General features: G+C 32.6%; 10 protein-coding genes. 2 read left to right on the top strand and 8 right to left on the bottom strand.

Features of this window, described 5'->3' with window-relative positions; all coding sequences use genetic code 11:
• Nucleotides 1-324 precede the first annotated feature (324 nt).
• The 8 genes from Q4548_RS01325 to Q4548_RS01290 all read right to left on the bottom strand — a co-directional run bounded on the left by Q4548_RS01325 (nt 325) and on the right by Q4548_RS01290 (nt 10,301).
• Nucleotides 325-1,725 carry an OmpA family protein gene (locus Q4548_RS01325; RefSeq protein ID WP_303450517.1) on the bottom strand — a complete coding sequence of 467 codons (1,401 nt, stop codon included), beginning with the start codon at nt 1,723-1,725 and terminating at the stop codon, nt 325-327.
• A 213-nt stretch (nt 1,726-1,938) separates the two neighbouring features.
• Nucleotides 1,939-5,058: an exodeoxyribonuclease V subunit beta gene (locus tag Q4548_RS01320; RefSeq protein ID WP_303450514.1), complete on the bottom strand. Its 3,120-nt coding sequence runs from the start codon at nt 5,056-5,058 to the stop codon at nt 1,939-1,941.
• Between the two features lie 61 nt (nt 5,059-5,119).
• Nucleotides 5,120-5,554 (bottom strand): hypothetical protein, encoded by a 435-nt coding sequence (locus Q4548_RS01315; protein WP_303450511.1) that lies wholly within the window; start codon nt 5,552-5,554, stop codon nt 5,120-5,122.
• A 90-nt stretch (nt 5,555-5,644) separates the two neighbouring features.
• On the bottom strand, nt 5,645-6,805 hold the full coding sequence (locus Q4548_RS01310) for a metal ABC transporter permease (RefSeq protein ID WP_303450508.1): 1,161 nt from the start codon (nt 6,803-6,805) through the stop codon (nt 5,645-5,647).
• The gene (locus Q4548_RS01305; RefSeq protein ID WP_303451545.1) at nt 6,802-7,911 is read right to left on the bottom strand and encodes a metal ABC transporter permease; all 1,110 of its coding nucleotides are present in this window, start codon (nt 7,909-7,911) and stop codon (nt 6,802-6,804) included. The genes Q4548_RS01310 and Q4548_RS01305 overlap by 4 nt, the downstream gene beginning before the upstream one ends.
• 2 nt (nt 7,912-7,913) lie before the next feature.
• On the bottom strand, nt 7,914-8,651 hold the full coding sequence (locus Q4548_RS01300) for a metal ABC transporter ATP-binding protein (RefSeq protein WP_303450506.1): 738 nt from the start codon (nt 8,649-8,651) through the stop codon (nt 7,914-7,916).
• Nucleotides 8,652-8,714: 63 nt separating this feature from the next.
• Entirely contained in the window at nt 8,715-9,626 is a 912-nt protein-coding gene (locus Q4548_RS01295) for a metal ABC transporter solute-binding protein, Zn/Mn family (RefSeq protein ID WP_303450503.1), read from the bottom strand.
• A gap of 6 nt (nt 9,627-9,632) precedes the next feature.
• On the bottom strand, nt 9,633-10,301 hold the full coding sequence (locus tag Q4548_RS01290) for a metal-dependent transcriptional regulator (RefSeq protein ID WP_303450500.1): 669 nt from the start codon (nt 10,299-10,301) through the stop codon (nt 9,633-9,635).
• A 114-nt stretch (nt 10,302-10,415) separates the two neighbouring features.
• Here Q4548_RS01290 and Q4548_RS01285 point away from each other — a divergent pair, with 114 nt between their 5' ends.
• A complete protein-coding gene (locus Q4548_RS01285; protein ID WP_303450498.1) occupies nt 10,416-12,731 on the top strand; it encodes a TonB-dependent receptor in 2,316 nt (771 codons plus the stop codon).
• 217 nt (nt 12,732-12,948) lie between these two features.
• The gene (recA, locus tag Q4548_RS01280; RefSeq protein WP_303450495.1) at nt 12,949-13,965 is read left to right on the top strand and encodes a recombinase RecA; all 1,017 of its coding nucleotides are present in this window, start codon (nt 12,949-12,951) and stop codon (nt 13,963-13,965) included.
• Nucleotides 13,966-13,976: the final 11 nt, after the last annotated feature.

Below are 13,976 nucleotides of genomic sequence, written 5' to 3'. Positions count from 1 at the left end.
CCTGTTTTTTATATTTTAATTCTTAAATCAGTAAAATAATTAAATGATAGTTTTGCTTCTTATTTCATGATAAAATCATTGTTTTTTTAAAAATATACAATGTGTGTATGTGAAAAATGTGAAATCTTTACGTTTGAAAAAAACATGATTTCTCAATTGTATTATTTTTTGATTCAAAATTTATTGTGAAACTCTAAATGTTACTTGGTAGAGTTTATTTTTTAGTTCCTAAATAGCTGTGTATGATGTTTTTAGAATCAGGACATTATGAAGTATAAAAAAACCCGCTCATTGAGCGGGTTTTGATTTTGAATTATATAAGTTTTATTTTTTCAATTCTAAGATTGAAATTTCAACTCTTCTATTTTCAGCTCTACCTTTAGAGGTATTGTTGCTTTCTAATGGTTTTGTTTCACCGTATCCCATGATAACCAAACGAGATTTCTCGATACCTTTAGAGATAAAGTAATCTGCTACAGCATCTGCTCTCTGTTGAGATAATTTAACATTGTAAGCAGCAGGACCAGTACTATCAGAATGACCTTCTACAAACAAACCAATGATGTCAGACTCATTTAATTGAGCAATTACTTCATCTAATCTTTTTGCAACACCAGCTTTGAAAGTATAAGTTCCAAAGTTGAATTCTACAGTTTTAATCAAATCACCTTTTACTTTAGTTACTCCTTCAGAGTCTAATGATAAGTTTTCAGGGCATCCGTTGTTAGATGTAAGTCCAACTTCATTAGGACAATTGTCATCTTTGTCAGCAACACCATCACCATCACTATCAGGGCAACCTCCTCCGTCAATTGCTCCTGCAGTACCAGGACAAGCATCATCTTTATCAGCAACACCGTCTCCGTCAGTATCAGGACAACCTTTTAAAGTAGCTTTTCCAGCTAGTTGTGGACAAGCATCGTCTTTGTCAGCAACACCATCACCATCACTATCAGGACAACCTTTTGTTTTTGCAGTTCCAGCTAATTCAGGACAAGAATCATCTTTATCAACAATACCATCACCATCTGTATCAGGACAACCAAAGAATTCTTTAGATCCAGCAATCTCAGGACATAAATCTTCTTTGTCAGGAACACCATCTTTATCAGCGTCTTTTGCTCCAAACTTGTAAACTAAAGATATAGAGTGTTGGAAGTGGTAGTTTTTAATATCAAATGCATATACCAAATCACTATCTCCATCATTTTTAAAGATAGCACTTGACTTGTAAGCAGTTTCAAAATTCAATCCAATCTTGTCATTAAACCAAGTGTTAAAACCTAAACCAGGAGAAAGAGCTGCCAAAGCGTTACCATCTAACCATGCAGTACCAGCAGCAAATTTTACATAAGGATCAAACCATCCTGTTTCTCCAATTAAATTGTTTACATCATATCTAACACCTAAATCTAAAGAATAGTATGTTTTTTCTTCTAAGGGTTCATAATGAGCTCCTTTGTCAATTTTGTTAATAGAACCTGCTAAGTCTAAAGAAAATCCTTTTCCTATGTATTTAGCTACATAAATTCTACTTAATACAGGAATTACATTTAAGTCGTTTACAGTTATGTAGTCTTTGAATTGCTGACCTACATTGTCAATTCCATAGTGAGTTAAGTCAATTCCGTTAATACCAACTCCTATGGCCCATGGACGATTTTTATCTTGTGCATTGGAGTTTACAAAAACCAATACCAGAACTAGTAGTAATAATTTTTTCATTTTTTTATTTTTTTTTTTCGAGATTTAATTCAATTTAGTGACAAATATATAAAATTAACATGCCTCATTTTAATTTTTATGTTATAAAAATGTAAATGAAGACTTTTATTTCAAAAAAAGCAATGTTTTTGTCGATGTATTGGATATCTATCAACAAACGTCTTTTTTTTTATGATTTTTTTCATCCTTTTTAATAAATGTAGTTTTTGAATGTTAGATTGTGACTAAATTCACATTTATTTCATCATTACAATATACTAGAAAAGCATGTAACACTTTGAGTCCTAGATTCTGAATAAGAGTAGAGTAGCTTCTTATTTGTGACTCGTGAGAATTGTTGAAATGTCCTGTTTTGTAGTCAATTATTACCGCTTTATTTTCTATAAAAACAAGTCTGTCTAAAATTAAAACATCTCCTTTTTCTGTTAAAAAAGATCTTTCATTATACACGTTTATTTCTTTTTGATAATATTTTTTTAGTAGTGGATGGTTTATGATATTAGTTATAGTTTTTACAGCTTTTTGATTCAGTTCTTCTGACAACCCTTGTTGATTGATATATGCAATAGCTAAAGCAACATCTTCAAAAGTTATAATTTTTTCAAATGCTTTATGAATTATATTTCCAAAAATTCTTGGATCCTCATCGCTTTGTAAATTCTCAACTACGTGAATTTTATTATCTTCTTTGTTAACACTAAAATAGTTGTCTAAAACAAAATGATCTTCATGTCTCTTGTATTCAGACAATCTTGTTGGAGTTCCTATTTCATAAATTAAATCTTCTCCTTTGTCAGCTATAAATTGTTTGAAATAATCAGAATAATTTTTCAAATCATCTGATTTGGAATTCTTAAAGTCTGAAAACACATACAATTGTTCTTCGGCTCTTGTTAACGCAACATATAATAAATTTATATTGTCTAATTGAATTTCTTCGTTTACCTTTTTTAAATACACACCTCCTTGTTCCCCATACAAATCTAACTTGCTAGAAGCGTTGATTCTAAAGCTAGTAAAATTACCAAACAAACTTTTGTTGTCCGTTTGATACCAGATTGACTCTCTTGAAATATTTTCTGTATTCAAATCAAAAGGAAAAATAACCACGGGAAATTCTAATCCTTTAGACTTGTGAATGGTCATAATTTGGACGGCATTTTTGTTTGATGCTATTTCTACTTTTAACTTTTCTTTTTTTCGATCCCAAAATTCAAGAAAAGCCTGTAGTCCTCCTGATTCTTTTAACTGGAACTGAAGTACGACATCGAGAAAGGTTTGACCAAAAACATCCATCACCTTTTCTAATCTAAAGACTCTAATCAAATATTCCAATCCATCGTACAAGGACAATGAGAAAAATTCAGATTCTGAAAAATCTATTTGTAAATAATCTGTAAACAATGCTACATCTTTACATGCTAACGAATTCTGATAGAACTCATGTTGATCTATTTGAATATCAAAATGTTGGAATAAAAAGTGTAACACCTCCATCAAAACCTCTTTGTCTTCTGGATTTTCTATCCATCTTAACAAATAAATTAGGAATTGAATTACTGAATTATTTTTTAACAACAAACTATCTGGTGATATCACTTCTATTTTTTGGGACACCAAATAATCGGCAATAGCAATACCATCTTTTTTATTTCTAGTTAATATGCAAATATCTCCTTTGTCAAAACCATTTGTTTCTATTTCTAAAATCTGCTGATGGATTTTTTCTGAATAATAAGTATAGGTATCAAAATCATCGTCTCTTTCGTGTACGTCTACATATACATAACCACCTTCTTTTGAATTGGTTTTTTGATGTTTTTCACTTGCATAAATTTCTTGATAAGCAGGTTCTTTTAAAAAACCAGAGAGATACGAAAAGAAATCGTTGTTAAAATTGATGACATTGCTATAGCTTCTGTAATTAGTGCCTAGAGTCACAACCTCTTTGTTTATAAAAAATTCGTTTTCTGCATTTTCATCTGATAATTCTACAAATTGTGATGCTTTTCCACCTCTCCATCTATATATAGACTGTTTTGCATCTCCCACCAACATCAAACCACCTTTGTTCTGAGACAATGCATTGTGAATTAGTGGAATTAAATTCTGCCACTGTAATTCGGAAGTGTCTTGCATTTCATCAATGAAAAAGTATTGAAACTTCTCTCCTAAACGTTCGTAAATAAAAGGAACTGGCTCATTTTTAATTTGTTTGCTAATCACACGATTGAATTCGGCATTCAAACGAAAATTATTTTCTTCTTTTAAATTGGAAAACTCTTTGTGTATATAACTCAATACGGTTAATGGAACAATGGATTTTAATATCTTCTTGACCAAAAAATACGATCCAAAATGTGCATCGCATATTTGTTGAGAAAATTGATAATAGGTGATTAGCTCTTCTTTTATGGAATCAATTGCATCTCTATCAGCTCTTTTTTTAACATCTTTAGGAACGGATTTAGAATACAAAACACCTTGCTCCATATTTTTAACCAATCTATTACTAGCGGGTAATTCTTCTTTTAAGAACCAAGTGCTTTTCAATTTTTCAAAATACTTAGGCAAATCTCCATAAGCAAAAGTACTTTGCTCAATATTGTGTTCTTGAATTAGAGATAATGCTTCGTGTCCAACTTTGTAAAATGCCTCTTCAGTATCTTTTACATACTTTCTTAATCTTTTTTCTAAAGCTTGAAAATCTGAAAGACTTGTATTGATTAATTTAGAAACTTCAACTTCATTTTCTTCATTCAGCAGTAATCTAGCTACATCTACCAAAGAATCATTAATGTTCCATGACTTGTCTTCATTTACTTGATGGAGTGCATAGTCTACCAAAACTTTTGTCAATTCTTTGTCTTCACCTATTTTTGAGACCAACAAATCTATGGTTTCTTTTAGAAGAGGATCAACATCCATTTCTACGTCAAAATCCAAAGGTAATCCTAAATCTAAAGAAAAAGTTCTAATTAGTTTGTGGGTAAAACTATCAATAGTAATAATGTGAAAACTAGCATAGTTGTGTAAAATATTCTCTAGTACTTTTTGAGATTTCCTTTGAATCTCTTCTATACTCAGTCCTATTTCTGTGGCAATATCAATAATTATAGGGTTCTCTTTTTTTCTAGAGGCATCTTTCAACGTATTCAGCACGCGTTGTTTCATTTCCGCAGCTGCTTTGTTGGTAAAAGTGATCGCCAATATTTTTTGAAACTCAAATTCGCCATTACTTAATGCTACCTTTAAATACTCCTTAACAAGTGTATAGGTTTTACCGCTACCAGCGGAGGCATTGTAAACTTTAAAAAAACTTTCTGAAATCATAATACAAAAAAAGAGATTGTCTAAAATAAACAATCTCTTTTAATAAAGAACCAAATAAAAGCTACTCTTTCGTACTACCATTCGCTCTTTTAATTTCTTTGGTGAATGAATCTAGATCTATATTTTTTTGTGCCATTTCTACAGCCAAACGAACCACTTCTTCATGAGTTTTTAAAGGGAAACCAATTCCCACTGCTAGTTTTTCTAATAATTTTAAAGACAACTCAAAAGATTCTTTGTCTACTAATAACATATTAGTCAACATGTACAAACGTTCAATTCTTTCGTCGTAGTTAGAAGGAGGATTGATAGGATATAATTCTGGAGTTCTGATGATTTTTCTAAAAGCCAAATCACTAATATTTAACTCTTCTTTTATTTTCTTCAACAATCTAATTTCATCTCTATTTAATTTTCCGTTAGAACGGGCTATTTTAACAATATTGGCCAAGTGACCTCTATTTTTTCTTTGAGTCCCGCTCAAAAAAACATTCATAATTGACATAGGCTTTTTATTTTATTGGTTGCTACTTAAATATAATATTTTAGATGCAAATACACAACTTCAAATAACATACCGAAAAATTTAACCTCTAAACAAAAAGTAATTTTGCTTAATCCCTTCTAACTCTGAGTTTTTATTGTCTGTAATGTAAGATATTGCTTGTTCTGTAAATTCCAGTCCTTTAGGTGTTAGTGAGATAATTTCATTTTCTATTTCAATCATATTGTTTTGATTTGCCAATTTTAGCACCTTTCTGGCTAATTGATGGCTCCAATTGATGTGCTCTTGCAAATGATTGCTGTTCCTTTCCATTTCGTCTTCATGATTTGCTAAATGCAATAAAAAGACTAACAATGCAACCTCTGTTTTTTGTTGTTTCTCTTTGTACCATTGAGAGATGTAACCTCTGTTGGGAGCAAATAAATAAACCAAGAAAAAAATCAACCCTAACACGGTGGCTATTGTTCCTGCAATAGAAGTGTCCATTGCGTGGGCTAACCAATATCCTGAAATTGAAGCAAAAATCCCCAGTAAAGAGGAAAAAATCAATAACTTTTTTAAATTATTGGTCAGTAAATACACACAAGCTGCAGGCACAATCATAAAAGCAACAACTAGAATAGCTCCAATAGCATCAAAAGCTCCTACGGTAGTAACAGACGAAACTGTCATCAATCCATAATGAATAGCCATGGGAGCAAAACCCAAAGAAGCTGCCAAGCCAGCATCAAACGTTGCTACTTTTAATTCTTTATAAAATAAAGACAGTAAGGTAATGGTCATGGTTAAAATTCCACCCATCATCCATAATGATTTTGGCCCCATATCCATTCCGTTGTACATCCATCTGTCAAAAGGAGCAAAAGCAACTTCTCCTAACAAAACGGCATCAACATCTAAATGTACGTCTCCGGCATTTCGGGCAATTAATATGACTCCCAAGCTAAAGAGCGATGGAAAAACCAACCCAATTGCGGTGTCTTCTTTTACCAAACCTGTTTTCTGAATGTATTCTACTAATACCACAGTTAAAACTCCTGTCAAAGTAGCCATCAAAATCAACAATGGAGAAGCTAAATCATGTGTTATAAAAAATCCAACTACAATTCCTGGTAAAATGGAATGACTGATAGCATCACTAATCAAAGCCATTTTTCTAAGCACTAAAAACACTCCTGGCAATGCACAGGCAACTGCCACTAAACTTAAAATTAATTGTATTTCTATTTGCGCATTGCTCATGATTGTTGGGTGTATAAATTTTTAGCAACCTGAAATCCTTTCTCTGTCAATGACCAAGAGTCTTTTTCTAATAAAATCAATTCTTCTGCTTGTAAACTTTTTAAGCTTTTTTTGGTATATCCCTGAAAATTATTCAACAATTGTATTTTGTGTGGGTGCGAAATGTTATCATGATCTTCCACAATATTGTACATGAACATCAATGTTTTCATCAGTTTTAGATCATTTCTATTTTTCCACAATTTGATTTGCTTAAACAACAAACCTCTAATGGGTGAAAACACAAATGAAATCATCACAAAAAAGGTAGCTACCAAAACAATTACAGGGCCGGTAGATAAATTGTTGGCACTTGCACTGATAGCAGTTCCTAAAATACCAGAAACAGCTCCAAAAATTCCGGCCAAAAAAACCATTATGGATAAGCTATTGGTCCATTGTCTTGCAGCAGCAGCAGGAGCTAGCAACATAGCACTCATTAAAACCACTCCTACGGTTTGCAATCCCATGACAATCGCAATTACAATGAACGATGTCATTAATGTGTCTATAAATTTGACATGAAATCCTAAAGTTGTAGTATAATCCGCATCAAACAAAACAATTTTAAATTCTTTCCAAAAAAGCAAAACAATGAGCAAAGCAATTCCTGCAATGGAAGACATCAACCAAACGTCACTTGCGAGCAAAGTTGCAGCTTGTCCAAACAGGTATTTTTCTAAACCCGATTGATTTGCATTGGGTAATTTTTGAATATAGGTTAACAACAACATTCCAAAACCAAAAAAAGTTGACAATACAATTCCTAAAGCCGTATCTGATTTTAAGTGTGTTTTGGAAATAATTCCTTTGATAAACACAGCACTTACCAAACCGCTTAGCAATGCACCTAACAACAATCCATTATTGTCTTTTACACCCAAAACCAGAAAAACAATTGCAATTCCTGGCAGTGATGCATGAGAAATAGCGTCTCCTAACAAACTTTGTTTTCTCAATACGGCAAAACTCCCTAACATACCACACAAGGCACCCAAAACAGCAGTTCCAAGTGTGATGATTTGCAAGGTGTAATCCGTCATTAATAAGTCTAAATATTGTGTCATCATTATTCTACAATACTTGTTTTGTAATTAATTCCGTAAGTTTTGGTCAAATTATCATCATTAAAAATCTGGGCAACAGGACCTGTAGCAATTTTTTTAACGTTTAAAAAAGTAACCCAATCAAAATATTCTGGCACAGTTTGCAAATCGTGGTGTACTACAATCACTGTTTTTCCTGCTTTCCTCAATTCTTTTAAAATTTGAATAATTGCTTTTTCTGTAGTTGCATCTACTCCTTGGAAAGGTTCATCCATAAAATAAATAGCGGCATTTTGCACCAAAGCTCTGGCTAAAAAAATACGTTGCTGTTGTCCTCCTGATAATTGAGAAATTTGTCGGTTTTGGAAAGGCAACATTCCTACTTTTTCCAATGCCTCTAATGCTTGTTTTTTCTGAGCTTGTCCTGGTCTTTTAATCCAGCCCAAAGCACCATAAGTTCCCATCATTACAACATCCAAAGCTGTTGTCGGAAAATCCCAATCAACACTTCCTTTTTGTGGAACATATGCTACTAAATGTCTTTGTTTTTTATAAGGTTTTCCGTAGACGGTAACAGAACCTGCTAATGGTTTGATGATGTCTAGAACAGATTTTAACAGTGTAGATTTACCCGCACCGTTAGGTCCTACAATAGCCATTAAAACTCCTTCTGGAATTTGCAAATCGATGTCCCATAATACAGGTTTATAATTGTAAGCTACCGTTAAATCATCTATTGATATTGCTATTTTTTGTTCCATATTTTTTTGAGAAACTTGTCTCTTTTATAACATTATTCAATCCTTATTAATTTTAGTCAAAGACTACTTTAAAGCATGTACAATGGTGTTTACATTGTAACGATACATGCCTATGTATTTTCCTGTTTCTTTTAAAGGATCTCCCAAAGCATCCGAGAACAATTGTCCTCCAATATTTACTTGATGTCCTTTTGATTGTACCGAAGCCTGTAGCGCTTCAACCGTTCTTTTAGGCACGGAACTTTCTACAAAAATGGCTTTAATTTTATTAGTTATGATAAATTCAGAAATACGTTGTACATCTTTTACACCAGCTTCTGTTGCTGTTGACAAGCCTTGTAGTCCAACAACCTCAAAACCAAACTCTTTTCCAAAATAAGAAAAAGCATCGTGTGCAGTAACCAAAATTCTTTTTTCTTTGGGCAGTGTGGTTATTATTGTATTCATTTCTATTTTTAATGTTTCTAATTCTTCCAAATATGACTTTCCGTTTTTTTGATAAATAGCTGTGTTTTCTGGATCGGCCTTAATCAATGACAGCATTAATTTTTCTGTAATTGTTTGCCAATTGTTGATAGAAAACCAAATATGTGGATCGTGAGAACTAGCAAATAATTCAGAATTTATGATCTGGTCATGGGCTAAAAAATCTCCCAAGGCAATGGTTTCTTTTCCTATTTGGTTCATTTTTTCGAACACATCAACCAATTTTCCTTCCAAATGCAAACCGTTGTAAATAATCAAATCAGCACTAGATAATTTGGTGACATCTCCTTCAGAAGCTTTGTACAAATGCGGATCTACTCCAGCACCCATAATTCCTTTTACTTCTATAGCATCACCTCCTAATACTTTTACCAAATCGGTAATCATAGTGGTGGTGGTAACTACTGTAAACTTTGAGTTTTCTTTTTTTACAGAAGGCTTACAAGCCACTAAAGCCATCAACATTAACAGTGTAATTATTTTTTTCATGTTCTTTTAGTCGTTTTGTTTTACATACAAATTGCTAGAAATCTGTTGTGAAATGGATATTTTTTGTCCTTCAATCAACAACATCATAGAGTTGTCAAAATTTTCTTTGTGTATTACTTTAATTTCTGCTCCCAATTTGATGTCAGCATTGTCTAAATATTTTAAAAAAGCGCTAGAGCTATCTTTTACACCTACAATTTTACTTTCTTCATTTATTTTTAAAGAAGATAAAATTGTAATATTTCTTTTGATGAAATTTCCTTCTTTATCCGGAATGGGGTCTCCATGTGGATCGTATTTTGGAAAGTCTAAAAAAGCATCTAGACCATTTGTCAGTTTTACAGATTTTACATGCTCCAACTGCTCGGCTACTTCGTGTACTTCATCCCATTTAAAACCCAAATGACGAACCAAAAAAACTTCCCACAAACGGTGTTTTCTAATTACATGCACAGCCAAATTTTTTCCCTCAGTAGTTAGAGAAACTCCTTGGTATTTTACATAATTCACCAATTCCTTTTCCGATAGCTTTTTTACCATATCGGTAACAGATGAAGCTTTGGTGTTTAATTTTTCTGCAATTTTATTAGTGCTTACCGCTTTGTTTGCCACTACAAACAAACTATAAATAGCTTTTAGGTAATTTTCTTCTGCTTGTGATAAATCTATTTCCATTGAGTCAAAGGTAAACATTTTTGAAATATAACTTTAAAATATTTTTTAGACTTGTCTAAAAAATTATGTAGCTTTGTGTAAAATTATTTTTAACAAAACCTTATTTTAGTTCTTATGAAAACTTTATTACTTTCTATTGGCTTATTAATCAACTTTATTGCGTATTCGCAACAGGCTGTGTTAAAAGGACAAATTACCTGCAAGGGATTTCCTGTATTAGCAGATATTGTTATTAAAAAAAATAACAACAGTACCAGCACAGACATAAATGGTAACTACGTTTTAAAAACGTTTGATGGAAATTATACCTTAAGTGTTAGTGCTGTTGGGTATAAACCCAAAGAAATAAATATTATTCTTAACTCTAAAAACATTAAAATTTTAAATATTGAATTGAAAGAAGATGTTTTAGGATTAGACAAAGTAGTTGTGACTGCTACTAGAGGATATTTAAATCGTAAAAAAACACCTGTAATTGTAACGGTTACAGATGCCAAAGTTTTAGAAGCAACTCAAGCTGTGAGTTTGTCTGAGGGACTAAATTTTCAGCCAGGATTAAGAATGGAAACCAATTGTCAAAATTGTGGTACTTCCGAAGTAAAAATGAATGGACTAGGAGGTTCTTATTCACAAATATTGATTGATAGTAGGCCTATTTTTAGTGCATTAAATAGTGTTTATGGTTTGGATCAAATTCCAGCGAATATCATCAAGCAAATAGAAGTTGTTAGAGGTGGAGGTTCTGCATTGTACGGTTCTAATGCTATTGCGGGAACGATAAACATCATTACCAAAGACCCAACAAAAAATAGCTTTAGTGTAGGAAGTAATTTGGCATTGATAGATGGAATGTCTCAAGACAAAACAATCAATTTTAACGGAACTGTAATTAACGAAAATTTAGATACTGGAATTGCTCTTTTTGGAATGAAACGCTTAAGAGATGATTATGATGCCGATAATGATGGTTTTACCGAAATTACTAAAATGGAAAATACTTCTTTTGGTTTAAAAGCTTTTACAAGAGTTAATGATAGAAAAAAAATTACAGCCGAGTTTAATGCCAATAATGAATTTAGACGTGGTGGGAATAATTTAAACCTGTTGCCTTTTTTAGCAGATGTTACAGAACAAATTGAATCTACAGTAGTTTCTGGAGGGGTAACTTATGATTATATAAATCCAAATAGAAACAATACTTTTTCAAGTTATTTTTCTACTTCAGTTTCTAAAAATAAAAATTTTTATGGAGGTTTGGCAGGAGACCAAGCGACTGAAAGTAATATTAAAGAAAGCATAAAGGGGTTTGGAAAATCAAAAGATCTTACTTTCGTTACCGGTGGACAATGGGTGCATTCCTTTAAGAAATTCTTAAATAATAAAGGAACATTTACTGGAGGTTTGGAATACAAATACAATGACATTGATGATCGAAAAGAGAATCCAGATTTTGAACCTATTTTACAAACCACACATATTTTAGGTGTTTATGCCCAGCAAGAGTGGGTGTTAAGTGATAAACTTAGGGTTTTAGGAGGTGTTAGGGCAGATTTTCACAATTTGGTTGATGAGTTTGTTGTTGTCAATCCAAGAGCAAACATTTTGTATAGTATTAGTGAGAATTTACGTTGGAGAACTAGTTATGCCAAAGGATTTAGAGCTCCTCAAATTTATGGAGAAGACGTGCATGCGGGGTTGGCTGCAGGTGAAATTAGTAGAATTAGAAATTCGGATGGTTTGACCTCGGAGACGTCTCATAGTTTTTTAACTTCTTTAGATTGGAATAAAGAATTGGCTAATGGAGATTTTTCGTTGGTTTCAGAATTGTTTTATACCCAACTAAACGATGCTTTTGCTTTGGAACAAGGGACAGAAACGGCTCCAGATTCAGGTATTTTTGAATGGATTAGGGTGAATACTTCTGGGGCAAAAGTGTATGGAGTAAACATAGAAACAAAATATGCACCTGATGAAAAGTGGTTATTCCAAGCTGGTGCTACACTACAACGTGCTTTGTATAATGACAAAGTGGAGTGGTCAGAAGATGAATTGGATCAAGCTACTAAAGAGTTTAACAAAACTCCAAATGTATATGCGAATTTTGTGGTTACTTATGCTCCGATCAAAGCTTTTCAGAATAATTTTTCTGGAGTGTTTACAGGACCTATGCATGTACAGCATTTAGCAGGGTATATTCCTACAGATACGCTAGAAAAATCTCCTTCTTTTTTTGAACTGAATTGGAAATCAGCATATAAGTTTTATATGGACGATCACGAACATTCATATTTTGAACTTGCGCTAGGAATTCAAAATATATTCAATGCGTATCAAGAAGATTTTGATCAAGGAGCTGATAGAGATGTTACTTATATTTACGGACCTCAACGACCTAGAACTTTTTTTGTAGGGCTAAAGTTTGGTATTTAAAAGTGTTTTCGTCAAAATAGAAGTCAATATGTGTTCTGTTTCCACACACACTTTTTTAAAAATTTAAAAAACAATAGTGATTCGTTAGTTAAGTGCATCGTAATGATGCTGTTAGTTGTTTTTTTTGCTCTGTGAATCAAAAAATAAAAGAACCTCAATTATCATCTATAAATTCGTATTTTAGCTCTCAATCAAAACACAAAAACACCAACTCGATATGGCAAAAGAGAAGAATGAAAAAGAAGATAAGTTAAAGGCATTACAACTAACCTTAGATAAATTAGATAAAACTTATGGTAAAGGTTCCGTAATGAAAATGGGAGATATGGCTGTGCAAGATGTAGAAGTTATTTCTTCAGGATCGTTAGGTGTGGATTTAGCTTTGGGTGTGGGTGGATATCCAAGAGGTCGTATTATTGAAATTTTTGGACCTGAATCTTCAGGTAAAACAACGCTTACGCTTCATGCTATTGCTGAAGCTCAAAAAGCAGGAGGTATTGCTGCTTTTATTGATGCAGAACATGCTTTTGATCGTTTTTATGCTGAAAACTTAGGTGTTGATATAGATAATTTAATTATTTCTCAGCCAGATCATGGAGAACAAGCGTTGGAGATTGCCGAAAACTTGATTCGTTCTGGTGCAATTGACATTGTTGTTATTGACTCGGTTGCTGCTTTGACTCCAAAAAGTGAAATAGAAGGAGAAATGGGAGATTCCAAAATGGGATTGCATGCTCGTTTGATGTCTCAAGCTCTGCGTAAATTAACAGGAACTATTAGTAAAACTAAATGTACGGTTATATTTATCAACCAGTTGCGTGATAAAATTGGAGTTATGTTTGGGAACCCAGAGACTACAACAGGAGGTAACGCTTTAAAATTTTATGCATCTATTCGTGTAGATATCAGAAGAAGAACTCAGTTAAAAGATGGTGACCAAGTTATTGGTAACGCTACCAAAGTTAAAATTGTTAAAAACAAAGTTGCACCACCATTTCAACAAGCAGAATTTGATATTATGTATGGTGAAGGAATTTCTAAAGTTGGAGAAATTTTAGATATTGGTGTGAACTACGGAATTATAAAAAAGAGTGGTTCTTGGTTTAGCTATGGTGATACCAAGTTAGGACAAGGTAGAGATGCTGTAAAAGCATTGATTAAAGACAATCCTGAATTGGCAGATGAATTGGAAGCTAAAATTATTGATGCTATCAAAAACCCAGTAGTAGAATAAAGGTTTGATCT

This window comes from Wenyingzhuangia sp. 2_MG-2023, assembly GCF_030548295.1.
Lineage (GTDB): Bacteria > Bacteroidota > Bacteroidia > Flavobacteriales > Flavobacteriaceae > Wenyingzhuangia.
The sequence above is the reverse complement of the archived record's forward strand: the minus strand, read 5'-3'. Positions and strand labels throughout refer to the sequence as shown.

What these genes read in the sequence shown, in the direction of transcription:
- Q4548_RS01290 (WP_303450500.1), bottom strand. Translation starts at nt 10,301, where the DNA reads ATGGAAATAGATTTATCACAAGCAGAAGAAAATTACCTAAAAGCTATT.
- Q4548_RS01310 (WP_303450508.1), bottom strand. Translation starts at nt 6,805, where the DNA reads ATGAGCAATGCGCAAATAGAAATACAATTAATTTTAAGTTTAGTGGCA.
- Q4548_RS01285 (WP_303450498.1), top strand. Translation starts at nt 10,416, where the DNA reads ATGAAAACTTTATTACTTTCTATTGGCTTATTAATCAACTTTATTGCG.
- Q4548_RS01300 (WP_303450506.1), bottom strand. Translation starts at nt 8,651, where the DNA reads ATGGAACAAAAAATAGCAATATCAATAGATGATTTAACGGTAGCTTAC.
- Q4548_RS01320 (WP_303450514.1), bottom strand. Translation starts at nt 5,058, where the DNA reads ATGATTTCAGAAAGTTTTTTTAAAGTTTACAATGCCTCCGCTGGTAGC.
- Q4548_RS01325 (WP_303450517.1), bottom strand. Translation starts at nt 1,725, where the DNA reads ATGAAAAAATTATTACTACTAGTTCTGGTATTGGTTTTTGTAAACTCC.
- Q4548_RS01305 (WP_303451545.1), bottom strand. Translation starts at nt 7,911, where the DNA reads ATGACACAATATTTAGACTTATTAATGACGGATTACACCTTGCAAATC.
- Q4548_RS01295 (WP_303450503.1), bottom strand. Translation starts at nt 9,626, where the DNA reads ATGAAAAAAATAATTACACTGTTAATGTTGATGGCTTTAGTGGCTTGT.
- recA (WP_303450495.1), top strand. Translation starts at nt 12,949, where the DNA reads ATGGCAAAAGAGAAGAATGAAAAAGAAGATAAGTTAAAGGCATTACAA.
- Q4548_RS01315 (WP_303450511.1), bottom strand. Translation starts at nt 5,554, where the DNA reads ATGAATGTTTTTTTGAGCGGGACTCAAAGAAAAAATAGAGGTCACTTG.